20 protein-coding genes, 1 tRNA gene, 1 pseudogene and 1 riboswitch are annotated in these 21,893 nt (G+C 56.2%); of the genes and pseudogenes, 7 read left to right on the top strand and 15 right to left on the bottom strand.

Going from position 1 to position 21,893, the window contains the following annotated elements:
* Window positions 1–846: a bifunctional methylenetetrahydrofolate dehydrogenase/methenyltetrahydrofolate cyclohydrolase FolD gene (gene folD / locus ACFQUU_RS06850; protein ID WP_382244537.1), complete on the bottom strand. Its 846-nt coding sequence runs from the start codon at window positions 844–846 to the stop codon at window positions 1–3.
* Between the two features lie 251 nt (window positions 847–1,097).
* Here folD and aceE point away from each other — a divergent pair, with 251 nt between their 5' ends.
* From aceE to lpdA, 4 genes are all read left to right on the top strand, one after another.
* The gene (aceE, locus tag ACFQUU_RS06845; protein WP_382244534.1) at window positions 1,098–3,794 is read left to right on the top strand and encodes a pyruvate dehydrogenase (acetyl-transferring), homodimeric type; all 2,697 of its coding nucleotides are present in this window, start codon (window positions 1,098–1,100) and stop codon (window positions 3,792–3,794) included.
* A 128-nt stretch (window positions 3,795–3,922) separates the two neighbouring features.
* Window positions 3,923–5,572 carry a dihydrolipoyllysine-residue acetyltransferase gene (aceF, locus tag ACFQUU_RS06840; RefSeq protein WP_382244531.1) on the top strand — a complete coding sequence of 550 codons (1,650 nt, stop codon included), beginning with the start codon at window positions 3,923–3,925 and terminating at the stop codon, window positions 5,570–5,572.
* Window positions 5,573–5,676: 104 nt separating this feature from the next.
* Window positions 5,677–6,246 carry an MFS transporter gene (locus ACFQUU_RS06835; RefSeq protein ID WP_382244528.1) on the top strand — a complete coding sequence of 190 codons (570 nt, stop codon included), beginning with the start codon at window positions 5,677–5,679 and terminating at the stop codon, window positions 6,244–6,246.
* A gap of 48 nt (window positions 6,247–6,294) precedes the next feature.
* Window positions 6,295–8,079, top strand: coding sequence for a dihydrolipoyl dehydrogenase (gene lpdA / locus ACFQUU_RS06830; protein ID WP_382244525.1), 1,785 nt, complete (start codon window positions 6,295–6,297; stop codon window positions 8,077–8,079).
* 96 nt (window positions 8,080–8,175) lie between these two features.
* Here lpdA and ACFQUU_RS06825 read toward each other — a convergent pair whose 3' ends face one another.
* A complete protein-coding gene (locus tag ACFQUU_RS06825; RefSeq protein ID WP_382244522.1) occupies window positions 8,176–9,378 on the bottom strand; it encodes an acetylornithine transaminase in 1,203 nt (400 codons plus the stop codon).
* A gap of 224 nt (window positions 9,379–9,602) precedes the next feature.
* Window positions 9,603–10,646 (bottom strand): CDP-6-deoxy-delta-3,4-glucoseen reductase, encoded by a 1,044-nt coding sequence (locus ACFQUU_RS06820; protein WP_382244519.1) that lies wholly within the window; start codon window positions 10,644–10,646, stop codon window positions 9,603–9,605.
* A 12-nt stretch (window positions 10,647–10,658) separates the two neighbouring features.
* Here ACFQUU_RS06820 and ACFQUU_RS06815 point away from each other — a divergent pair, with 12 nt between their 5' ends.
* Window positions 10,659–11,561: an SDR family oxidoreductase gene (locus ACFQUU_RS06815; protein ID WP_382244516.1), complete on the top strand. Its 903-nt coding sequence runs from the start codon at window positions 10,659–10,661 to the stop codon at window positions 11,559–11,561.
* A 21-nt stretch (window positions 11,562–11,582) separates the two neighbouring features.
* Here the strand turns inward: ACFQUU_RS06815 and ACFQUU_RS06810 are convergent, their stop codons facing one another.
* The 12 genes and pseudogenes from ACFQUU_RS06810 to ACFQUU_RS06755 form a co-directional block, all read right to left on the bottom strand.
* On the bottom strand, window positions 11,583–11,789 hold the full coding sequence (locus ACFQUU_RS06810; protein ID WP_382244513.1) for a heavy-metal-associated domain-containing protein: 207 nt from the start codon (window positions 11,787–11,789) through the stop codon (window positions 11,583–11,585).
* Window positions 11,790–12,039: 250 nt separating this feature from the next.
* Entirely contained in the window at window positions 12,040–12,231 is a 192-nt protein-coding gene (locus ACFQUU_RS06805; protein WP_382244510.1) for a hypothetical protein, read from the bottom strand.
* 105 nt (window positions 12,232–12,336) lie between these two features.
* Window positions 12,337–13,065 (bottom strand): annotated as a pseudogene (locus ACFQUU_RS06800) (YoaK family protein); the annotation flags it as partial.
* Window positions 13,066–13,312: 247 nt separating this feature from the next.
* Window positions 13,313–13,388 (bottom strand) — tRNA-Lys (locus tag ACFQUU_RS06795).
* 149 nt (window positions 13,389–13,537) lie between these two features.
* Window positions 13,538–14,287 carry a tol-pal system protein YbgF gene (gene ybgF / locus ACFQUU_RS06790; protein WP_382244507.1) on the bottom strand — a complete coding sequence of 250 codons (750 nt, stop codon included), beginning with the start codon at window positions 14,285–14,287 and terminating at the stop codon, window positions 13,538–13,540.
* 3 nt (window positions 14,288–14,290) lie between these two features.
* Window positions 14,291–14,818 carry a peptidoglycan-associated lipoprotein Pal gene (pal, locus tag ACFQUU_RS06785; protein WP_382244504.1) on the bottom strand — a complete coding sequence of 176 codons (528 nt, stop codon included), beginning with the start codon at window positions 14,816–14,818 and terminating at the stop codon, window positions 14,291–14,293.
* Between the two features lie 41 nt (window positions 14,819–14,859).
* Window positions 14,860–16,125, bottom strand: coding sequence for a Tol-Pal system beta propeller repeat protein TolB (gene tolB, locus ACFQUU_RS06780; RefSeq protein ID WP_382244501.1), 1,266 nt, complete (start codon window positions 16,123–16,125; stop codon window positions 14,860–14,862).
* Window positions 16,126–16,131: 6 nt separating this feature from the next.
* Window positions 16,132–17,139: a cell envelope integrity protein TolA gene (tolA, locus tag ACFQUU_RS06775; protein WP_382244498.1), complete on the bottom strand. Its 1,008-nt coding sequence runs from the start codon at window positions 17,137–17,139 to the stop codon at window positions 16,132–16,134.
* 5 nt (window positions 17,140–17,144) lie between these two features.
* Window positions 17,145–17,582 carry an ExbD/TolR family protein gene (locus tag ACFQUU_RS06770; protein WP_057292597.1) on the bottom strand — a complete coding sequence of 146 codons (438 nt, stop codon included), beginning with the start codon at window positions 17,580–17,582 and terminating at the stop codon, window positions 17,145–17,147.
* Entirely contained in the window at window positions 17,582–18,280 is a 699-nt protein-coding gene (gene tolQ, locus ACFQUU_RS06765) for a protein TolQ (RefSeq protein WP_057292598.1), read from the bottom strand. The genes ACFQUU_RS06770 and tolQ overlap by 1 nt, the downstream gene beginning before the upstream one ends.
* 80 nt (window positions 18,281–18,360) lie before the next feature.
* Window positions 18,361–18,801, bottom strand: a complete 441-nt coding sequence (gene ybgC / locus ACFQUU_RS06760) for a tol-pal system-associated acyl-CoA thioesterase (protein WP_382244495.1) — start codon at window positions 18,799–18,801, stop codon at window positions 18,361–18,363.
* 51 nt (window positions 18,802–18,852) lie between these two features.
* Window positions 18,853–19,599, bottom strand: coding sequence for an SDR family NAD(P)-dependent oxidoreductase (locus ACFQUU_RS06755; protein ID WP_382244492.1), 747 nt, complete (start codon window positions 19,597–19,599; stop codon window positions 18,853–18,855).
* A gap of 136 nt (window positions 19,600–19,735) precedes the next feature.
* Window positions 19,736–19,849, top strand: a riboswitch (ZMP/ZTP riboswitch).
* A 96-nt stretch (window positions 19,850–19,945) separates the two neighbouring features.
* On the opposite strand from ACFQUU_RS06755, the gene glyA reads away from it, so the two are divergent.
* A complete protein-coding gene (glyA, locus tag ACFQUU_RS06750; RefSeq protein WP_382244489.1) occupies window positions 19,946–21,190 on the top strand; it encodes a serine hydroxymethyltransferase in 1,245 nt (414 codons plus the stop codon).
* A 231-nt stretch (window positions 21,191–21,421) separates the two neighbouring features.
* Window positions 21,422–21,892, top strand: a complete 471-nt coding sequence (gene nrdR / locus ACFQUU_RS06745; protein ID WP_057292602.1) for a transcriptional regulator NrdR — start codon at window positions 21,422–21,424, stop codon at window positions 21,890–21,892.
* Window position 21,893 lies beyond the last annotated feature (1 nt).

Here is a 21,893-nt window from a genome sequence, read left to right as displayed (position 1 = left end):
TCAGGTTCTTTCTGCGGCTTCAATAGTGTTGACAAGCAGCATCGTAATAGTCATCGGTCCGACGCCGCCGGGGACCGGAGTGATGTATCCGGCCACTTCCTTGGCGTTGGCAAAATCGACGTCGCCGCAGAGCTTGCCTGCGTCGTCACGATTCATGCCGACATCGATCACGACCGCACCAGGCTTGATCATGTCGGCGGTCACGATATTACGTTTGCCGGTGGCAACCACGAGGATATCGGCGTTCCTGGTGTGGTAGCCGAGGTCCCGGGTCTTCGAGTTACAGATGGTGACCGTTGCGCCGGCTTGCAAGAGCAACATCGCCTGCGGTTTGCCGACAATATTGGATGCGCCAACCACGACGGCATTGGCGCCGCGCACCGGATAGTCGATCGATTCCAGCATTTTCATGACGCCGTACGGCGTGCAAGGACGGAACAGCGGCTGGCCGGTCATCAGCAGGCCCGCATTGCTGATATGGAATCCGTCGACATCTTTCTCCGGTGCGATCGCTTCGATCACCTTATGAGCATTGATGTGTGCAGGCAAGGGAAGTTGCACCAGGATGCCATGAATTTTGGGGTCCTTGTTCAAGGCGTCGACACGCGCCAGCAGCGCCTCTTCGGTCAGTTCGGCATCGTACTTTTCCATGACCGAGTAAATGCCGTTGTCCTCGCATGCTTTGACCTTGTTGCGCACATAAACCTGGGACGCCGGATTGTCGCCGACGAGCACGACGGCCAGTCCGGGTTGTCTGCCTTTCGCTGTGAGGGCTGCGGCGCGTGTGGCGACATCGGCGCGGAGTTGTTGGGAGAGCAGGTTACCGTTGATGAGCTGTGCGGTCATGGCGTGTCGAGGAAAGGTGAGTGCAGTGAAAACAGAATTATAAGACGGCAGCCTTGCAAGACATCCGCCAGGCGCATTAAAAATGCTGCAGTGCCGCAGTAAATTTCACATTATAAAAAACAATATCGTAATTTGAAAAGTTGAAAAAGTGCTGTTAGAATCTTTTCATTGCGCACCATTCAAGCTATTTCTTGTCAAAAAAGCCCGGTCACTACAGTGGTCGGTAAGGCCCATAACCCAGGAGACACAACATGTCCGCCCAGCTCGACCAAGTGTTGGCACAAGCCGCCAACGATCCCGATGTCATGGAAACACAGGAATGGCTCGATGCGCTCGAAGCCGTGATTGAAACCGAAGGCCCCGAGCGCGCGCATTACCTGATGGAGCGCATGGTTGATCTGGCCCGCCGCCGCGGTGCGCATATCCCGTTTTCAAGCAATACCGCTTACGTCAATACCATCCCCGCCCACCTTGGCGAACACTGCCCCGGCAATCTGGAATACGAGGAGCGCCTGCGTTCGTGGATGCGCTGGAATGCGATGGCGATGGTGGTCAAAACCAACCGTGCCGATGGCGATCTCGGCGGCCACATTTCCAGCTTTGCTTCGCTGGCCAACATGCTCGGTATCGGCTTCAACCATTTCTGGCATGCGCCGACTGAAGATCACGGCGGCGACTTGCTCTATATCCAAGGACACTCCTCGCCTGGTATCTATGCGCGCTCCTTCCTCGAAGGCCGTCTGACTGAAGAGCAACTGCTGAACTTCCGCCGCGAAGTGGACGGCAAGGGCCTTTCTTCCTATCCGCATCCAAAACTGATGCCGGACTACTGGCAGTTCCCCACGGTATCGATGGGCCTTGGCCCGTTGATGGCGATCTACCAGGCCCGCTTCCTCAAATACCTGCATGCACGCGACATCGCCAAGACCGACAATCGCAAGGTATGGGCATTCTGCGGTGACGGCGAAATGGATGAACCGGAATCGATGGGTGCGATCGGTGTGGCCGGTCGTGAACACCTCGACAATCTCGTGATCGTCGTCAATTGCAACCTGCAGCGACTCGACGGGCCGGTGCGCGGCAACGGCAAAATCATCCAGGAACTGGAAGCTGATTTCCGTGGTGCCGGCTGGAACGTCATCAAGGTGATCTGGGGCAGCTATTGGGATGAGCTGCTAGCGCGCGACAAGGAAGGCATCCTGCAGCGCGTGATGATGGAAACCGTCGATGGCGAGTACCAGAACTACAAGGCCAAGGATGGCGCTTACGTGCGCAAACACTTCTTTGGCAAGCATCCGAAGCTGCTCGAAATGGTGTCCAAGATGTCCGACGACGATATCTGGCGCCTCAACCGCGGCGGGCATGATCCGCACAAGATCTACGCGGCTTTCAAGCAGGCGCAGGAACACAAGGGCCAGCCGACTGTGTTGCTGGTCAAGACCATCAAGGGCTTCGGTATGGGCAAGTCCGGCGAGGCACGCAACACCGCCCACCAGACCAAGAAGCTCGACGACCAGGCCGTGCGCGAAATGCGCGACCGCTTCAATATTCCGATTCCGGACGACAAACTGGCCGAAGTGCCGTTCTTCAAGCCGTCCGACGATTCACCCGAAATGAAGTACCTGCACGAGCGCCGCAAGGCGCTCGGCGGTTACCTGCCGCAGCGGCGCAAGCAGGCTGACGAGACGCTGCCAGTTCCAGAGCTTTCCGCATTCCAGGCAGTGCTTGACCCCACTGCGGAAGGCCGTGAGATATCCACGACGCAGGCTTACGTCCGCATCATCACAACACTGCTGCGCGATCCCAACCTTGGCAAACGGGTAGTGCCGATCCTGGTCGACGAAGCACGTACCTTTGGCATGGAAGGTTTGTTCCGTCAGATTGGTATCTTCAACCAGCAAGGTCAGTTGTACGAGCCGGTCGACAAGGACCAGGTGATGTACTACCGAGAGGACAAGGCCGGTCAGATCCTGCAGGAAGGCATCAACGAAGCCGGTGCGATGAGTTCCTGGATCGCTGCGGCGACCTCGTACTCGACCAACAATCGCGTCATGATTCCGTTCTATATCTTCTACTCGATGTTCGGGTTGCAGCGTGTCGGCGATCTGGCGTGGGCGGCGGGCGACATGCGTGCGCGCGGCTTCCTGCTAGGCGGTACCGCGGGACGCACCACGCTCAATGGCGAAGGCTTGCAGCATGAGGACGGTCACAGCCATGTCCTGGCCTCGACCATTCCGAATTGCATCCCCTACGATCCGACCTTTGCGCATGAAGTGGCGGTGATCATGCATGACGGCTTGAAGCGCATGGTCGAAAAACAGGAAGACGTGTTCTACTACATCACTTTGATGAACGAGAACTACCCGCATCCGGGTTTGCGTCCAGGTACCGAGCAAGACCTGCTCAAGGGCATGTATCTGCTGCAGGAAGGCGACAAGGGCGGCAAGCAGCGCGTGCAGCTGATGGGTTCCGGCACCATCCTGCGTGAAGTGATGGCCGCTGCCGATCTGCTCAGGAATGATTGGGGCATCGAATCCGATATCTGGTCAGCACCTTCATTTACGCTGCTGGCACGTGACGGCCAGGATGCAGATCGCTGGAACCTGTTGCACCCGACCGAAGAGCCGCGCCTGTGCCATGTTGCAAAACTGCTGCAAGGCACCACCGGCCCGATCATTGCATCGACCGACTACATGCGGACATTTGCAGAGCAGATCCGTGCGTACATGCCGAAGGGACGCAACTACAAGGTGCTGGGAACCGATGGTTTCGGACGCTCCGACAGCCGCGCGAAACTGCGCGAGTTCTTTGAAGTCAATCGTTATTACGTGACGGTTGCCGCATTGAAGGCATTGGCGGAAGATGGAGCCATCAAGCCGGCTGTCGTTGCGGAAGCAATCGCGAAATACGGCATCAATCCGAACAAGCCGAATCCGGTAACGCTGTAACTCTCAATTAACAAAACTAACAACTCCCTCCCGGCTGGGAGAGGGTTGGGTCGGGATGGCTTTCCAGCGCGAATGGAAACCGTCTCCCCAGCCCTGTGCCCGGGGAGGGTGAGAACGGAGCAAACGCTATGAGTACAACGGTCAAAGTCCCGGACATTGGCGATTTCAAGGAAGTGGAAATTATTGAGCTGCTCGTCAAGCCGGGTGATACCGTCACTGTCGACCAGTCACTGATCACGGTCGAATCCGACAAAGCCAGCATGGAAATCCCGTCTAGCCATGCGGGTGTGGTCAGGGAAGTTAAGGTCAAGGTAGGTGACAAGGTCTCCGAGGGCAGTGTATTGCTAGTGCTGGACGAAGCTGCCGGCGCCGCCGCCACTACGCCGGCACCTGCTGCAGCAGCCGCGCCAGCACCGTCTCCTGCAGCAGCCCCTGCGCCAGCAGCCGCAGCGCCCGCAACCGCCGCAAGCGGATCGACCGTTGAAGTACAGGTACCCGACATTGGCGACTTCAAGGACGTTGAAGTCATTGAACTGATGGTCAAGCCAGGCGATACCGTGAAGGTAGACCAGTCGCTGTTGACCGTCGAATCGGACAAGGCCAGCATGGAGATTCCCTCAAGCCATGCAGGCGTGGTCAAGGAATTGAAGGTCAAGGTCGGTGATAAGGTGTCTAAGGGAGCGTTGATTCTGACCTTGGCTGCCGAAGGCGGTGCGCCTGCGCAGGCTGCTGCACCTGCCCCCGCGACCCAGGCCACCGCTATTGCACAGGCTTCCGCCAGTGCACCGGCTTCCGCGCCGGAATCCCGGCCCGCGCCGACCGCCGCACTCGAACCGGTGCAAGGAAATGGCAGCAAGGCCCACGCATCGCCTTCCATCCGAAAATTTGCCCGCGAACTCGGTGTCGATCTCGGCCGCGTGAAGGGAAGCGGCCCGAAGGGACGCATCCTGCAGGTAGACATACAAGGCTTCGTCAAGTCCGTCATGTCCGGCGCCGCTGCGGCACCGGCGGCATCCGCTGCGAAAGGCGGCGGTGGCGGACTCCAGGTGCTGGCATGGCCATCGCTCGATTTCTCCAAATTCGGTGAAACCGAATTGCAGCCGCTGTCCCGAATCAAGAAGATCAGTGGCCCCAACTTGCATCGCAACTGGGTGATGATCCCGCACGTTACGCAATTCGAAGAGGCCGATGTCACTGACCTCGAAGAATTCCGGAAGGATTCCAACGCGGCGATGGCCAAGTCCGGCGTCAAGCTCACCATGCTGGCATTCGTCATCAAGGCCAGCGTCTCGGCACTGAAGAAATTCCCGGCCTTTAATTCCTCCTTGGACGAGAAGGGCGAGAACCTGATCCTCAAGAAGTTCTACAACATCGGCTTTGCGGCGGATACACCGAACGGCCTGGTGGTCCCGGTGATCAAGAATGCCGACGCCAAGAGCATCTCGCAGATCGCGCAGGAAATGGGCGACTTGTCCGCGCAAGCGCGCGAGGGCAAGCTCAAGCCGGCCGACATGCAAGGCGCGACCTTCACCATTTCCTCGCTTGGCGGTATCGGCGGTACGGCATTCACGCCGATTATCAACGCGCCTGAAGTGGCGATCCTTGGCTTATCCAAGTCGGGGATCAAGCCGGTGTGGGACGGCAAGCAATTTGCCCCGCGCCTGATGCTGCCGCTGTCGCTGTCCTACGACCATCGTGTGATCGACGGTGCGATGGGTGCGCGGTTTGCGGCGTATCTCGCGGAAGTGCTGGGCGACATGCGCAAGACATTGCTGTAATCCAATAGTTGAGGTACCGGGCGCCGGTCACAGCGGAAAGTGAGAAAATCGCTCTCTTTTCACTGAAGACCTGGCGCTTCAAACCTTGCTTACGGAGAGTCCCAATGACCACTTGCGTCGTCGTCAAGAAGAACAATCAAATCGCCATTGCATCCGATTCACTTGTAACGTTCGGCGATACCCGGTTGTCCCATGCATACGAAGTCAACGAAAAGATTTTTCCGGTAGGGGATTCCTACGTCACGCTGGCCGGTACGGCGGCGCACTTTCCGGTGATGCGCAAACTGCTCACCGGCATGGGCGAAGAATGCAAGCTGGGCAACCGCGACGAAGTTTTCGAGACATTCTCGCGGGTGCATGAAATTTTGAAGGAAAAGTATTTCCTGAACACGAAGGAAGACGAGGACGACCCCTACGAGTCTTCGCAGATCACCGCGCTGATCGCCAATCCGAACGGCATCTTCGGCGTCTATTCGTATCGGGAGGTATTCAGCTTCGATCGTTTCTGGGGTATTGGCAGCGGGCGCAATTTTGCATTAGGCGCCATGTATGCGGCGTACGACAAGGCAACAAGCGCGCGAGAAATTGCCGAGATCGGCGTGCATGCCGGCGCGGAGTTCGACAAGAGCACATCGGGACCATTCCGGATCTACAGCATCCCGATGAGAGATTAATAATAAGTCCCTTCCCCAACGAGGGCGGAGGAGAACGGAGCTAAAGCTATGAGCATGATCGAAGTAAAGGTCCCCGATATCGGCGACTTCAAGGAAGTGGAAGTCATCGAGTTGCTGGTCAAGGCCGGCGACACCATCAAGGTCGACCAGTCGCTGATCACGGTTGAATCCGACAAGGCCAGCATGGAAATTCCATCGAGCCATGCCGGTGTGGTCAAGGACTTGAAGGTCAAGGTTGGCGACAAGGTGTCGGAAGGCTCATTGCTGTTGCTGCTCGAATCCTCCGATGCGGCCGTGGCTGACTCGGCGCAAGCACCCGCCAGCTATGGCGCATCAGCACCTGCCGGTGCGGCGCCTGCGCCAACTACTCCCGCACCGACGCCGACTGCTGCAAGCTTCAGCGGCTCGGCAGACATCCAATGCGACATGCTGGTGCTGGGTGCCGGTCCAGGCGGTTATTCCGCCGCCTTCCGCGCGGCCGATCTCGGTATGAATACGGTACTGGTCGAGCGCTATGCGACCCTTGGCGGTGTCTGCCTCAATGTCGGCTGCATTCCTTCCAAAGCCTTGCTGCACGTGGCAGCGGTAATCGATGAAACGGCTTCCATGGCAGCGCATGGCGTGACTTTCGGCAAGCCGCAGATCGACATCGACAAGCTGCGCGAGTACAAGGACAAGGTAGTCAAGAAAATGACCGGCGGCCTTGCCGGAATGGCAAAGGCGCGCAAGGTAAATGTAGTACAGGGTGTAGGCCAGTTCGTCGGCGCCAACCATCTTGAAGTCACTGCGACGGATGGCAGCAAGAAGACCGTGCAATTCAAGCAAGCCATCATTGCCGCGGGCTCCTCTGTTGTAAACCTGCCTTTCGTTCCGCAAGACCCGCGCATCGTCGACTCTACCGGCGCCCTGGAATTGCGCGAGGTTCCGAAGAAGATGCTGGTGATCGGCGGCGGCATTATCGGCCTGGAAATGGCGACCGTCTATTCGACGCTCGGTGCCCGTATCGACGTGGTTGAAATGATGGATGGACTGATGCAGGGCGCGGACCGCGACATGGTCAAGGTCTGGCAGAAGTTCAATGAAAAGCGTTTCGACAAGATCATGACCAAGACCAAAACGGTCGGTGTCGAAGCCCTGAAGGAGGGGATCAAGGTCATCTTCGAGAGCGCGGACCCGTCAGCGACGGCTCCCGAGCCGCAACTCTATGACATGGTCCTGGTTGCGGTTGGCCGCAGCCCGAATGGCAAGAAGATCGCCGCCGACAAGGCGGGCGTCGCCGTGACCGACAGGGGATTCATCAACGTCGATTCACAGATGCGCACCAACGTGCCGCACATCTTTGCGATCGGTGACGTCATCGGCCAGCCTATGCTTGCGCACAAGGCGGTGCATGAAGCGCATGTGGCTGCGGAAGCAGCCGCAGGACAGAAGTCGCATTTCGATGCGCGTGTCATTCCTTCCGTTGCTTACACCGATCCGGAAGTGGCATGGGTTGGCATTACCGAAGACGAAGCAAAAGCCAAGGGCATCAAGCTCGAGAAGGGCTTGTTTCCTTGGGCCGCTAGTGGACGCGCTGTTGCCAACGGGCGTGATGAAGGGTTCACCAAACTGTTGTTCGATGCCGAGACACATCGCATCGTTGGCGGCGGCATCGTCGGCACGCATGCCGGCGACATGATCGGTGAACTGGCCTTGGCGATCGAGATGGGCGCCGACGCGGTCGACATCGGCAAGACGATTCACCCACACCCGACCTTGGGCGAATCGATCGGCATGGCTGCGGAAGTCTTCGAAGGCGTGTGTACGGACTTGCCACCAATGCGCAAAAAGTAATTGCGCGACTAAATGAACCCAACAAAAAGGCGACGTGTTTTCACGTCGCCTTTTTTATTTTGCTGCCAGCGCGGACATCGATCCGCGCTTCGATTATCAATGACCTAGCTTGATCAGGATGTCGGACAGCATCGACACCATCTGGTCCAGTTCTTCCTTGGTCACGTTCAGGGAGGGCATGAAACGCAACAGGTCGGGACGCGGCGAATTCAGCAACAGGCCCACTGGTTCCATGTTACGGGCGGCTTCCACGATTTGCGGGCCGATATCCTTGCCAAGTTTCAGAGCGCGCAGCAAACCTTCGCCGCGCTCGCCATCCAGCCCATGCTTTTCGCTCAGCTTCAGCAGTTCGCCGCGCAGGTATGAACCCTTGTCCTTGACGGACTGCAGAAAACCGGGCTTGAGCAACTCGTTGAGCACGGCAATGCCGACTGCAGTCATGACCGGATTGCCATTGTAGGTACCACCTTGCTCACCCGGTTCAAACACCGAGACTTCCTCGCGTGCCAGCAAGGCAGCCAGCGGTACGCCACCACCAATGCCTTTGCCCAAGGTCATGATATCGGGCTCGATGTTCGACAACTGATACGCAAACAATTCGCCAGTCCGTCCCATGCCGGCCTGTACTTCATCGACGATCAACAGCATGTTGTGCTTCTTCGTCAGTGCACGCAGCGCCTGCATGAATTCGCGTGTGGCGGGAATCACGCCGCTTTCGCCTTGCACCGGCTCCAGTATGACAGCGACGCTTTTATCGGTAATCAGCTTTTCAACACTTGCAATGTCGTTCAATTCAGCTTTTGGGAAACCAGGGACCTGGGGCGCGAACATCGTATCCCAGCCGGACTTGCCGCTGGCTGACATGGTCGCAAGCGTACGGCCATGGAAGCCGTGGTTGAAAGTGATGATTTCATAGCGGCTTTCGCCGGCCGCATTCTTGTTGACCTTGCCCCATTTGCGCGCGAGCTTGATAGCCCCTTCGTTTGCCTCCGCACCGCTGTTGGCAAAGAATACGCGATCAAATACGGAATTCGCGGTCAGCAAGGATGCCAGCACGATGGAAGGTTCGTTATAAAAAGCAGGGGAGGGATTGAGAAGTTTTCCTGCCTGTGACGTAATGGCGTCGACAATGCACTGCGGCGAATGGCCAAGGCAATTCACTGCCCAGCCTTGCAGGTAATCGAGATAGCGCTTGCCGTTATTGTCCGTCAGCCACATACCTTGGCCTTGCGTAAACACGAGTGATGGCCTGCTGGTGATTTGCATGAGGGCGTTGACGTCGTACTGGCTGAATTCCATCTCGGGGCTCCTGAAGAAAGTCGATGTAAAGTCGATGAGGGTCAAAAATCGGGATCAAAAAAAAAGCCACAGGGCAGGCCTGTGGCTTAGTGAGCAGCAAACACTTACACGCACGGCTTCCCGGGTTGAGGCAGCAATGTACGGCGTCGCAAGGATTTGGCTGTCATATTCATAAAGTCAATGTTAAGACCTTTTGCGCGGTGCGTCAAAAACTATTTCGCAAACTATTTCGTTGTCAAAACACCATCCGCCAAGTCGGCCTCGGAAGTGAAAGCGTCTGCGTAGAATTCTTCTTCCGGCAATTTGCACTGTGCGACGAAATCCTGCTTTGCCGAATCAACCATGACGGGAGCACCACAAGCATAGACTTGATATCCGGACATATCCGGCAGGTCGGCGATCACTGCCTGATGCACAAACCCGGCGCGCCCGGTCCAGCCATCTTCAGGCAAGGCATTCGAGATGACCGGCACATATTTGAAGTTCGGCAGCGTCGCCGCCCATTCTTCGCAAAGGGCATTCATGTACAGGTCTTTCGGCCGACGGCCTCCCCAATACAGCACCATGGGACGTGTAGTCTTGTTATGAATCGCCTGTTCAACGATCGCCTTGATCGGTGCAAATCCGGTACCGGATGCCAGCAGGATCATCGGTTTTTCGGATTCTTCGCGCAGGAAGAAGGTACCCAGTGGCCCTTCGAAACGCAGGATGTCGCGTTCCTTCATGGTGTTGAAGACGTGGTCGGTAAATAATCCGCCGCTCATATGACGAATGTGCAATGTCAGGTGTTCGTCCAGATGCGGTGCATTGGCCATGCTGTAGCTACGGCGCTTGCCATCCTTGAGCAGGAATTCAATGTACTGGCCAGCCTTGTACTGAAGGCGCTCATTGGCTGGCAGTTGCAGGGACAGAACCATGACGTCGTCGGCAACTTTGTCGAGCTTTGCTACGCGGGTCGGCAGCTTCTTGATCGGGAACTCGCCTATGCCGAGCACTTCACGTGCTTCGATGACGATGTCCGAACCTGGCATTGCGCAGCAGAACAGCGACCAGCCTTTTTCCTCTTCCGCGAAGGACAGCGCCTTCTCCTGATGTGCTCGATGTTCAACCGAACCCTCAAGCAGTTTGCCCTTGCAGCTGCCACATGCCCCGTTCTTGCAACCGTAAGGCAGGCCGACGCCGGCGCGAATGGCGGCCGTCAATACGGTTTCGCCCTCTTCGCATGTGAATTGCCGACCACTCGGCTGAACTGTTACTTGGAAAGTCATACAATCCTGATCATGAAAAACATTGAATCAAAAGCATCGACAAAGCTGAACCGGCCTCGTTTGCTCATCCTCGGGTGTGGCGACGTCGGCATGCGCTTGCTTCCGCTGCTTCGTGACCGCTTCCGCATCTTTGCAGTCACTAGCCAGCCATCACGTTGTACCGAACTGCGCGCCGCGGGAGCTATCCCGCTGGTAGCGGACCTCGATCAGCCCGCGACACTGGTTCGCCTCGCACGACTGGCACAGACCATCGTGCATCTGGCGCCGCCTCAGCCCGATGGCATGATGGACCGTCGCACCCGTCATTTGACCGCCATTTTACCCGACCAGGCGACGCTCGTTTATGTCAGTACAACAGGAGTCTATGGAGATTGTGGCGGTGCCTGGGCGGATGAGACACGACCGGTCAATCCTCAAAATGCGCGGGCCAGGCGGCGTGTCGACGCCGAGAAGGTATTGCGGACCTGGGCGCGGCGTTCAGGATCCCGCCTCGCGATCCTGCGCGTACCCGGCATTTATGCCGCCAACCGATTGCCCGTCGAGCGTCTGCAAAAGGGAACCCCGGCGTTGCTTCCAGAGGATGATGTCTATACCAACCATATTCATGCCGATGACCTGGCGCGCATCATTGCGCTCTCAATTTTTCGTGGCCAGCCGGGGCGGGTCTATCATGCGGTCGACGATTCGGAATTGAAGATGGCCGACTACTTTGATGTCGTTGCCGATGCGTTCCGTATTCCTCGTGCACCGCGTCTGACACGCGACGCGCTTGCGAAGGAGGTAACGCCGGTGCTGCTGTCCTTCATGTCGGAATCCCGGCGTCTTGCTAATCGGCGCATCAAGCAGGAACTCGGTGTCAGGCTGCGATACGCAACCGTACAGGAAGCATTGCAGGGAATGGCAATGTCAAGCTGACACTGGCGCGAAGCTGGCTCTTCAGGACGCCGTGGTGCGCAGTACCGGATATCCAGCTTCTTCCACGGCGGACTTGATGCGTTCGATGTCCGCTTCCGACGAAATTGATACTTTCTGTTCGGCTAAAACAACATTGACCTTCGCAGTCGGATCGACATCCTGAACGGCTTGCGTAACAGCATTGATGCAGTGATTGCAGCTCATTCCTTCTACTTGTAATTCGTACATGATGATTGCCTTTGCTGATTATCGATGACAAGGAATTTGACTATAAGGTTTCCCACAATGGCAAGGTCAACCAAGTCCAGCATTGAGAAGAGGAATTTTCTTGGCAAGCACTCGCAAGAAATTTAATCACGAGAAAAATTTCCTTGCAAATCAGGGGCATGCGTACAAAAAACAGACTTATCCACAAGCTTAGTCACAGCGAATGGGGACAACCCTGGACAGGCATGCATGATGGCGTCTCTTGTCCGAGCTACTTACGAATCGAAGCAGGTCGCCATTCCTTGATTTGCTCGAACGGGCATACCGTCGGCACGTTGGCATCAGCGAGATAGAAACACCAGTCCTGCCTGCTCCAACGGACCTCTCGTTCCTTGCCGTCCGCCATGGCTGCAATGCAGATTTCGCTGTCGTAAAGATGGGATAGGGCGCTGTCTGCTCTCATGTGCGTGCGACTACGCGCAGACAGTCAAGTTCAAGGTTTTGCGCTGGACATAACGGCACCCGCAAACGTCTACTTGCTTTTCCTTAGCCTGCGCGACAGGACCAGCAGGTCATCGAACGCGGGGACAATGGCAAGAGCAATCAACACCAGTGCGAGTGGCACTGTTGCAAGGTAGCCGATATGTTTGAAACCGAACGCGCCGAGCACGCCACCGAGAAAGAAAAAACCGACCAGTAGCGACAGTGTCTTGAGTCGCGTTCTATCGGCCAGCACCCTCGGTTTTTCCGTGGACGGATCAATATTCCAGTAAAACAGTTTGCCGAGTTCAATGCCGATATCGGTCACGGTTCCCGTGAGATGCGTTGTTCGGATTTCGGACCGGGAGATCTTAGTAAACACAGCATTTTGCAGGCCCATAATGAAACACAGAAACATCACTGTCAGAGAAACAAAAAGCCCTTTTATCACCGACATCTGTGCGCCCAGAACGCCAAAGCAAAGCAGTAAGGTCGCCTCCAGAAGCAGGGGCATCGCGTATTCGCTGTACAGCTGATGGCGTCGCGCATAGTTCACCATCACCGCAGTGCATGCGCTCCCAAGAATGAAGGAAATCAGCGCACCAGCTCCCGCGGAAAGCCCCCCATATCCGTCTAGCACCAGGTTGTCCGCCATAGACGAAACGACGCCGGTCATGTGAGAAGTGTATTGCTGTATGGCGAGGAAGCCGCCTGCATTGGTAGCGCCGGCGATGAATGCCAGAGCGAAACCTAGATGTCGGTTGGCGACCGGTGTCCGGTCACGTCCTGTCAGGCGTCTGGCGTAATAGATTGGCACGGATGGTGGTTCCTGGATGCCTGGTGGAATTCAATAAAAGTTTAATTTTACTGCGGAGGGAAGGTAGGAGATCAATACTTGATCAACGCCATGAAGAGAAGAGCGCGGACTGCCGTTGATTTTGTTATTGGCTGCGGGGGGAGCTACGATGCGTGCGCACCAGCACAGCACATGCATGCGGACTTGAAATGAAGATCCAAAAACAGAAAGGGCTTACATGGTGGAACCATGTAAGCCCTTGCATTCGTGGTAGGCCGTGCGGGATTCGAACCTGCGACCAACGGATTAAAAGTCCGCTGCTCTACCAGCTGAGCTAACGACCCGAAGACCAAGATTATAGAGAACTTTTATGCCATCTGTCAAATGAGTCTCGACAGAAAATTGAAAAGTCCTTATTTAAAACACTTGATACCCTTCGTCCCTGACCAACATGGCGTTGAAAGGGCCTGGTACCGGACCTGCAAGAATCAAGCTACCTTAGTGCAGCCAGTCGTTCTTTCGCTGTTTCAGCCGACTGCGACTGCGGATATTGCGCCACCAGTGTTTCAAGGGTTTTCTTTGCCGCGGCCTTATCCTTGAGTTCCAGATAGCAGCTGGCAATATTCAGTAATGCATCGGCTGCCTTGGGACTATCGGCATAGTTCTTGACGACCACCTGCTGTGCAGTAATCGCATTGCGATAGTCGCGCTGTGCATAGTAGGTATTGCCGAGCCAGTACTGCGCCGATGGCGCAAGGCCGGATTGCGGATAGCGCTTCGTAAAATCGAAGAACGCTGCACCCGCACTGCGATAGTCGCCCGCCTTGAAGAAGGCAAGAGCAGCGTCATAGGCCCGCTGCTCGCCCTGTTCGACCATGACATCCTTCCCATCGACCGTTACCTGCTGCGGTTCAAGCTTGCGCACCCGCGTATCCAGATCTACGTAGAAGTCCTTCTGGCGCTTCTGTGTATTAGCCAACTCGTTGGTCAGCACCTCGATCTGGCCGCGCAGTCGGGAAATTTCCTGTCTGAGCTGCACATTCTCATTGTTCAGATCAAGACTGTTGGTCTTGTCCGCCTTGGCGTTAATCTCGCTCTGCATGTTCGCGAGACGGTTGCGGATTTCAAGGATGGCTTTGCGGGCTTCCTCGTCTTCAAACAGTGCCGCCTGCGATTGCAGAGGGATTAATGCGCTTGCGGCCAGTGCAGCCGCAGCAAGTGTCGATCGAAAGAAGGTCTTCATGTTTTATTGATAGGCCAGATCAGCGCGGCGGTTTTCTGCCCACGCGGCTTCATCGCTGCCAGTTGCTTTCGGCTTTTCCTTGCCGAAGGAAACAGCTTCCATTTGCGAATCAGGGACGCCCAGCAGGGACAGGGATTTGCGAACGGCTTCTGCACGCTTTTGACCGAGTGCCAGGTTGTATTCACGGCCACCACGCTCATCGGTATTGCCCTGGATGACAATCTTGCGACCCTTGTTGGCGGTCAGGTATTTGGCATGCGCGTCCACGACCGGCTTGAACTCATCCTTTACGATGTAGCTGTCGTAGTCGAAGTACACGCTGCGCTTGGCCAGGATGCCTTTCGGATCGTTGAGCGGGTCGGTCGACCCAGTGTTCACGGTGCTGATGGCACGGGAATCGGCGGTAGCCGGAACCGTGGTGCCCGAACGCTCTTCGATCTTGGCGTTGTCATCCAGCTTGACGGAAGAACCGCAAGCTGTAAGCGCCAGCGCGCTGGAAAGAAGAAGAGCGAGAGTTGTGGTAGTGCGCATTAAAAAATTCCTCCTGAGTGAATATTGCTTCGAACCATCTATTATTTCATGAACGGGCCCCAAGTGGGCTCCCTGATATCGCCCGCCCGCGTGGTCAGGCTATGCCTGACGCGGCCATCAACTGAAACCACGGCAAGCGAGCCGCGTCCGGTTGCATACATGATGTATTTGCCATTCGGCGAAAAACTCGGCGACTCGTCCTTGGCCGAGTCCGACAGGCGTAGTTCCTGGCCGCTTGACAGATCGAGCGCGTACAACTGGAACCGGCCTTCACGGCGGGAAATGTAAGCGATCGACTTGCCATCGGGCGCGACACGCGGGCTGATGTTGTAGCTGCCGTTGAAGGTGACACGTTGCGCTTCGCCGCCGTTGGCGCTCATGCGATAGATTTGCGGACCGCCACTGCGGTCGCTGGTGAAGTAAATATACTGGCCATCCGCCGAGAACTGGGGCTCGGTTTCGATGCCGTTGGAGTTGGTCAGCTGGCGTAGGTTGGAGCCGTCGGCATTGACTACATACACCTGGGTATAACCACTACGCGACAGAGCGAGGGCGAGCTTTGAACCATCCGGCGACCAGGATGGCGCCGAATTGTTGCCACGGTGATTGGCCACGACGGTACGCTGGCGCGAGGTCAGGTCCTGCACATAAACCACTGGCTTTTTCGCCTCGAACGAGACGTATGCTACCTTGGTGCCATCGGGTGACCAGGAAGGGGAAATGATGGGCTCGTTGGAGCGCAAAGCGACTTGCGTACCTTCGCCGTCGGCATCCGCCACTTCCAATCGATATTCATTACCGGCCTTGGTGACGTAAGCGATACGTGTCGAGAACGCGCCCCGTACACCGATCAGTTTTTCGTAAATATCGTCAGCGATCTTGTGGGATGCGACCCGCAAGCGATCGGGTCCGGCAACCTGGCCAAAGCCGGACAGGCTGGTTGATTTGACCGTATCCAGCAAGCGATAGCGTACGTCGTAACGGCCATCGGCAAGACGCTGCACGCTGCCAACTACGAGTGCGTCGGCGCCCCTGGATTTCCATTCTCCAAAGTTGATTTGTGTCGTCTCCGACATGGAGTTGCCGGTGTCGATGATCTTGAAATAACCACTGCGTGCAAGATCGGCCTTGATGATGGCGGTGATCTGTTGAGGTGCGATGGTCTCGTCAGCAAAGCCTGCAATGGCAACGGGAATCTGTGTCGCACCAACGCCGGAGGTTTCGACGCGCAACTGCGCCTGTGCGAACGTGGCTGTGAAGCCGACGGCAAGAATCACAAACGTGCGCGAAAAAAGATTTTTTATCATGGTCGCTTACTGGTCTTTGGGTTTATGGTGGCCTATGAATGTAGACGGCACGCTGCCCGACGAGTCTTTCGGGTAAGGCTGAGAGCGCTCAATCGCGCGAGCGACAGCTTCATCGAAACCCGGCACGCCGGAGGAGCGCAGCTTGCGCAAGCCGGCTACCGAGCCGTCGGGAAGCAAGCGCACTTCGTATTCTACAGGGGGGTTGCCCTGCAAGCTCTCCGGGACAATAAAGCTGATGTTGGATCGGATCTTAGCGGCGATACGCTGGCTATACGCGCCGTCGGCCCGGCCACCTTGTGCCTTGGGTGCGTCGCCTGAGCCGCCTGCACCGGTGATGCGGCGCATATCTTCTTCACGCATTTTCTGCGCGAGCTTGGCGTCCGCTTCTTCCTGCTGGCGTTTTTTCTCAACGAGTTTCTTTTCGGCCTCGGCCTTCGCTGCTTTTTCCTTTTCCAGGCGCTTGGCTTCTTCCGCCTTGGCCTTAGCGATTTTTTCTTTTTCTTCCTGCTCGCGCTTTTCCTGTTCGCGTTTCTTTTCCTTTGCCAGTTCTTCGTCCCGGCGCTTCTTTTCAAGAGCGAGCTTCTCGTCCTGTTGTTTCTTTTCCAACGCGAGTTTTTCTTTCCGCTCTTCTTCCTTGCGCTCTTCCTCTTCGCGGCGCTTTTTCTCTTCGATCTTGCGCTTCTTTTCCTGTTCGAGCGCGATATCAGGTTTGGCTACCGGGGGCTCTTCGATCTTGGGCTTGGGCGGTTCCGGCGCAGCGACCTTGGGTACCGGCTGTGGCTCGGGTTTCGGCTCAGGTTTGGGTTCCGGTGCTTTTACCGGTTCGGGCACGGGCGCGGCTTCGCGCGGTTGGGGACTCCAGATTTCAGCTTCAATCGTAGTCGGGGTTTCATTCTGCCAACGCACACCGATCCACAGGAACACCAGCAGAGCCAGATGCACCAGTGCGGCCAGGATCAGTGCGCGCCAGCGACCGCGCTCCTGTGGAACGGTGTACGGGGCGGAATCAGTCATTGCATTCATTGCTTGGTTGCCAACCCCACGCGAGTGATGCCCAGCTTCTTCGCCTCGGAAATGATCTGGATCACTTCGTCGTACTTGATGTCCTTGTCGCCGGAGATCATGACAGGCATGTCGGGATTCGCTTCATGCATGGCACGCAGCTTCTGGATCAGGCCACTGCGACCGCCTACCTTTTCGGCCTGGCTGGCGCTCTTTTGACCGATGATGCCGATAGTCGCAGTGGTATCTGGTTTGAGTGAAATCTGGATGTATTCCGTCGGCGGCAGCGACGATTTCGCTGCGGTTGGCAGATTGATCACGCCGGGATTGGTCATCGGTGTAGCCACCATGAAAATCACCAGCAGCACCAGCATCACGTCGATGTAGGGAACGACGTTGATTTCGGATTTGAACTTGCGGCTACGCCCACCGCGCATCGTGCTGTTGCCTGCCATTAGCGAACCTGACGTTGCAAGATATTGGAGAATTCTTCGATAAAGCTTTCGAAGCGGATCGCGAGACGGTCGATGTCATGCGAATAGCGGTTGTAGGCAACCACGGCCGGAATCGCGGCGAACAAGCCGATGGCGGTCGCTATCAGCGCTTCGGCAATACCCGGTGCGACTGATGCCAGCGTCGCCTGCTGTACATTTGCCAGTCCGCGGAATGCGTTCATGATACCCCACACCGTACCGAACAGGCCGACATACGGGGATACGGAACCGACTGATGCGAGAAAGGCAAGATGCGATTCCAATGCATCCATTTCACGCTGGTAAGCCGCACGCATGGCGCGGCGTGCTCCGTCGATCATGCTACCCTGATCAATCTGGCCCTTGCCTGCGAAAATCGCCTTGCCCTTGATGAATTCGCCCATGCCGGATTCAAAGATACGCTCCAAGGCGCCGCTCTTGCCGTTGCGTCGACGGTTCGACGTTGCTTCTTCATACAAGGCATTCAGGTTCCCGCCCGACCAGAATGCGCGCTCGAATTCCTCGGTCTGTACCTGCGCACTTTTGATCGCGAACATTTTGCGGAAAATGTAAGTCCAGCTCATGATCGAGACCAGCAATAGCAACGCCATGACGAGCTGGACGAGCACGGATGCATTACTGATCAGGGAAATAAACGAAAGGTCTTGTGTGACGCTCATTGGATTCTTTTAACGTAATTGCAAATTCTAACCATGCAAGGACATTGCCCACCTTGGCGGGCAATGTCCTTGCATGGGATTTAAGCTCTGCCGCTATTGCTTTTATATATACGGCCCAGCACTTCGTCGGGAATGGGCATTGGCCGAAAGCTTTCGGTATGTACGCAGCCGACCCGAATCTTACCCTTGGTCAGCAATTTTTTCTCGGCGCCATTCATTCGCCACGCTTCTTGCGCGAATTCCACTGAAGCGCGGCCCAGCCTTTCGACCACGACCGTGAGTTTCAGTTCATCATCTAATTTCGCCGGGGCATGATAATCCACGGCCGTGCTTCTGACGACAAACATTACATGATGTTTCTCGGCTAACAATTGTTGGCCGATGCCATGGGTCCGTAGCCACTCGGTACGCGCACGCTCGAAGAATTTGAGGTAATTGGCATAGAAGACGACACCGCCAGTATCTGTATCTTCATAGTAGACGCGGACAGGCCAGGAAAAATCGGAAGATGGATTATCCATTACATTGCGCTTCCAAGGCCGGAGACAAATTGGCGATATGAACAGTCAGCATTACATGTTGCGCTTGATATTTAACGGGCTGAAGCCCTGACAGGTCGGCATCATTTCAATGTAATTAATATTGATATGGGCCGGCAGTGTGGCGATCCAGTAGGCGGAGTCGGCAATGTCGGCCGCAGTCAGAGGTACGGTACCTTCGTACACCTTTGCCGCCGCCGCATCGTCCTTGAGACGCACATTGGAAAATTCCGTGCCGCCGCACAGCCCCGGGGCAATATTCGTGGCGCGTACACCCGTGCCGATCAGGTCAGCTCGCAGGTTCAGGGTGAAATGGTCAACAAATGCCTTGCTCGCGCCGTATACGTTGCCGCCAGGATAGGAATAGGCACCTGCCGTAGAGCCAATATTGATTACTGTACCGCGTCCGCGTGCCACCATGCCCGGCAGGATTGCGTGGGTCATTGTGACCAAACCTTTGCAATTGGTGTCGATCATGGTCTCCCAGTCTTCCAGCGAGGCTTTCTGAGCAGGCTCGGTCCCGAGCGCAAGGCCGGCATTGTTGACCAGTACATCGATGTCTTTCCAGTCCTGTGGCAGATCGTCGATTGCCTGCGTAATCGACACCTTGCTGGTGACGTCCATTTCGATCGGGAGCAGGGACGCGCCAAGTTCGGCGGCAATCTTGTCAAGTCGGTCGCGGCGACGGCCGGTTGCGATGACCTGGTGGCCATGTTTGGCGAATTTGCGTGCCATTTCTTCCCCGAAGCCTGAAGTTGCCCCGGTAATCAGCACGATCATGGTATTTCCTTCTCTGCAAAAACGTTACGTTGGCAAAATTGTAGCCGAAAGGTGAACGTCCAATTCCAATTCGGGGAAAAAGGTTTGCTAGCGATCCTTGCCACATTTGAGACGCTACTTTACAATTTAGGTCCATTTCGTCTCACGTAACTGGCGAATGCCGGGCGCGCAGCTAGTCGCGATTCGGCTAAAAGGTGGAAATCCACCGGGGAACGTGGGATATCAATAGCCGTTCGCCTGGGCAGCCCAAATGGAATGCACGACTGAGGCTGCCTGTCTTCTTTCTATTGGCCCCTCATTCGATTTCGGCAAACCCACTTTGCATCCTTAATCGATTGGAGTTTTCATGTTCACAAAAGACCATACCATTGCCAAAGTCGACCCCGAACTTTGGTCCGCCATCCAGCAGGAAAACGCGCGCCAGCAAGATCATATCGAACTGATCGCGTCCGAGAACTACACATCACCCGCTGTGATGGAAGCTCAGGGCTCCCAGCTGACCAACAAGTACGCCGAAGGCTATCCGGGCAAGCGTTACTACGGTGGCTGCGAATTCGTCGACATCGCCGAAACGCTGGCGATCAATCGTCTGAAGGAGTTGTTTGGTGCTGAAGCGGCAAACGTGCAGCCAAATTCCGGCTCGCAGGCAAACCAGGGCGTGTTTTTCGCGATGCTGAAGCCGGGTGACACCATCATGGGCATGTCGCTGGCCGAAGGTGGTCACCTCACGCACGGCATGGCGCTGAACATGTCCGGCAAATGGTTCAACGTGGTCTCCTACGGTCTCAATGAGAAGGAAGAGATTGATTATGAAGCAATGGAGCGCCTCGCACGGGAGAAGAAGCCGAAGATGATCATTGCCGGCGCATCTGCTTATGCGTTGCGTATCGACTTCGAGCGTTTCGCAAAGATCGCTAAGGAGGTCGGTGCTTATTTCATGGTCGATATGGCGCACTACGCTGGCCTGATCGCTGCCGGCGTGTACCCTAATCCGGTCCCGCACGCCGACTTCGTGACCTCGACAACGCACAAGTCCCTGCGCGGTCCGCGCGGCGGCGTCATTCTGATGAAGGCCGAGCACGAGAAGGCCATTAATTCCGCGATCTTCCCAGGTATCCAGGGCGGCCCGCTGATGCACGTCATCGCTGGCAAGGCGGTCGCATTCAAGGAAGCGTTGTCGCCTGAGTTCAAGGCTTACCAGGAACAAGTCGTCAAGAACGCTGATGCGCTGGCGAAAGCGCTGATCGCACGTGGCTTGCGTATTGTGTCCGGCCGCACTGAATCGCATGTGATGCTGGTCGATTTGCGCGCCAAGAAGATTACCGGTAAGGAAGCTGAAGCTATCCTTGGTTCGGCACACATGACCTGCAACAAGAATGCGATTCCAAACGATCCGGAAAAACCATTTGTCACCTCCGGCATCCGTCTCGGCAGTCCGGCGATGACGACACGTGGCTTCAAGGAAGCCGAGGCGACCAAGGTCGGTAATCTGATCGCTGACGTACTCGACAATCCGCACGATGCCGCAACGATCGAGCGCGTGAAGGCGGAAGTCAGGAAGTTGACCGAAGCGTTCCCGGTTTACGGTTAAATTCCGATGACCGGTTCCGGCCCTGAATTGCAATCAGGGCCCGGACCGGTATGACTGGCCATAATCGTTTCGCACATGAGGCCGGTCGCCCAGTCTGCTGCTAACGTGTTCTAATGGTGGTGGTAGCAGGGCCGGCACGCCGGGCGCTTTCCATTGCTGAGTTGATAATTTTGTATGCGATACTAGCGGCTACGATTTCCGAATACGTTAGCACTCTTCACCACAGCCGCCATGAAATGTCCCTTCTGTCAGCATGAAGACACCCAAGTCATCGACACTCGCGTGTCCGAGGAAGGGGATACCATACGCCGGCGACGCCGTTGCGCTCACTGCGATAAACGCTTCACTACCTATGAACGCATCGAATTGTCGATGCCGGTCATCGTCAAGAAAAATGGCAGCCGTACCGATTTCGACCCCGCCAAACTCCGCGCCAGTCTGATGCTGGCTCTTCGCAAGCGGCCTGTCTCTGCCGAGGCAGTCGATGCAGCAATTCACCGTATCGAAGAGAAACTTCTGTCTAGTGGCTCCCGCGAAGTGGTGTCCGGTCACATTGGCGAACTTGTCATGCGCGAACTCAAGCGTCTAGACAAGATTGCCTATATTCGTTTTGCTTCCGTTTATAAAAGCTTCGAAGATGTGGCTGAGTTTCAGGACGCCATCGCCGAAGTCGGTCCTGAACGCAAAACCCCCTCCAAGTAAA

Source organism: Herbaspirillum sp. GCM10030257, from assembly GCF_042666555.1.
Taxonomy (GTDB): domain Bacteria; phylum Pseudomonadota; class Gammaproteobacteria; order Burkholderiales; family Burkholderiaceae_D; genus Noviherbaspirillum.
The sequence above is the reverse complement of the archived record's forward strand: the minus strand, read 5'-3'. Positions and strand labels throughout refer to the sequence as shown.

What these genes read in the sequence shown, in the direction of transcription:
- folD (WP_382244537.1), bottom strand. Translation starts at nt 846, where the DNA reads ATGACCGCACAGCTCATCAACGGTAACCTGCTCTCCCAACAACTCCGC.
- aceE (WP_382244534.1), top strand. Translation starts at nt 1,098, where the DNA reads ATGTCCGCCCAGCTCGACCAAGTGTTGGCACAAGCCGCCAACGATCCC.
- aceF (WP_382244531.1), top strand. Translation starts at nt 3,923, where the DNA reads ATGAGTACAACGGTCAAAGTCCCGGACATTGGCGATTTCAAGGAAGTG.
- ACFQUU_RS06835 (WP_382244528.1), top strand. Translation starts at nt 5,677, where the DNA reads ATGACCACTTGCGTCGTCGTCAAGAAGAACAATCAAATCGCCATTGCA.
- lpdA (WP_382244525.1), top strand. Translation starts at nt 6,295, where the DNA reads ATGAGCATGATCGAAGTAAAGGTCCCCGATATCGGCGACTTCAAGGAA.
- ACFQUU_RS06825 (WP_382244522.1), bottom strand. Translation starts at nt 9,378, where the DNA reads ATGGAATTCAGCCAGTACGACGTCAACGCCCTCATGCAAATCACCAGC.
- ACFQUU_RS06820 (WP_382244519.1), bottom strand. Translation starts at nt 10,646, where the DNA reads ATGACTTTCCAAGTAACAGTTCAGCCGAGTGGTCGGCAATTCACATGC.
- ACFQUU_RS06815 (WP_382244516.1), top strand. Translation starts at nt 10,659, where the DNA reads ATGAAAAACATTGAATCAAAAGCATCGACAAAGCTGAACCGGCCTCGT.
- ACFQUU_RS06810 (WP_382244513.1), bottom strand. Translation starts at nt 11,789, where the DNA reads ATGTACGAATTACAAGTAGAAGGAATGAGCTGCAATCACTGCATCAAT.
- ACFQUU_RS06805 (WP_382244510.1), bottom strand. Translation starts at nt 12,231, where the DNA reads ATGAGAGCAGACAGCGCCCTATCCCATCTTTACGACAGCGAAATCTGC.
- ybgF (WP_382244507.1), bottom strand. Translation starts at nt 14,287, where the DNA reads ATGAAGACCTTCTTTCGATCGACACTTGCTGCGGCTGCACTGGCCGCA.
- pal (WP_382244504.1), bottom strand. Translation starts at nt 14,818, where the DNA reads ATGCGCACTACCACAACTCTCGCTCTTCTTCTTTCCAGCGCGCTGGCG.
- tolB (WP_382244501.1), bottom strand. Translation starts at nt 16,125, where the DNA reads ATGATAAAAAATCTTTTTTCGCGCACGTTTGTGATTCTTGCCGTCGGC.
- tolA (WP_382244498.1), bottom strand. Translation starts at nt 17,139, where the DNA reads ATGACTGATTCCGCCCCGTACACCGTTCCACAGGAGCGCGGTCGCTGG.
- ACFQUU_RS06770 (WP_057292597.1), bottom strand. Translation starts at nt 17,582, where the DNA reads ATGGCAGGCAACAGCACGATGCGCGGTGGGCGTAGCCGCAAGTTCAAA.
- tolQ (WP_057292598.1), bottom strand. Translation starts at nt 18,280, where the DNA reads ATGAGCGTCACACAAGACCTTTCGTTTATTTCCCTGATCAGTAATGCA.
- ybgC (WP_382244495.1), bottom strand. Translation starts at nt 18,801, where the DNA reads ATGGATAATCCATCTTCCGATTTTTCCTGGCCTGTCCGCGTCTACTAT.
- ACFQUU_RS06755 (WP_382244492.1), bottom strand. Translation starts at nt 19,599, where the DNA reads ATGATCGTGCTGATTACCGGGGCAACTTCAGGCTTCGGGGAAGAAATG.
- glyA (WP_382244489.1), top strand. Translation starts at nt 19,946, where the DNA reads ATGTTCACAAAAGACCATACCATTGCCAAAGTCGACCCCGAACTTTGG.
- nrdR (WP_057292602.1), top strand. Translation starts at nt 21,422, where the DNA reads ATGAAATGTCCCTTCTGTCAGCATGAAGACACCCAAGTCATCGACACT.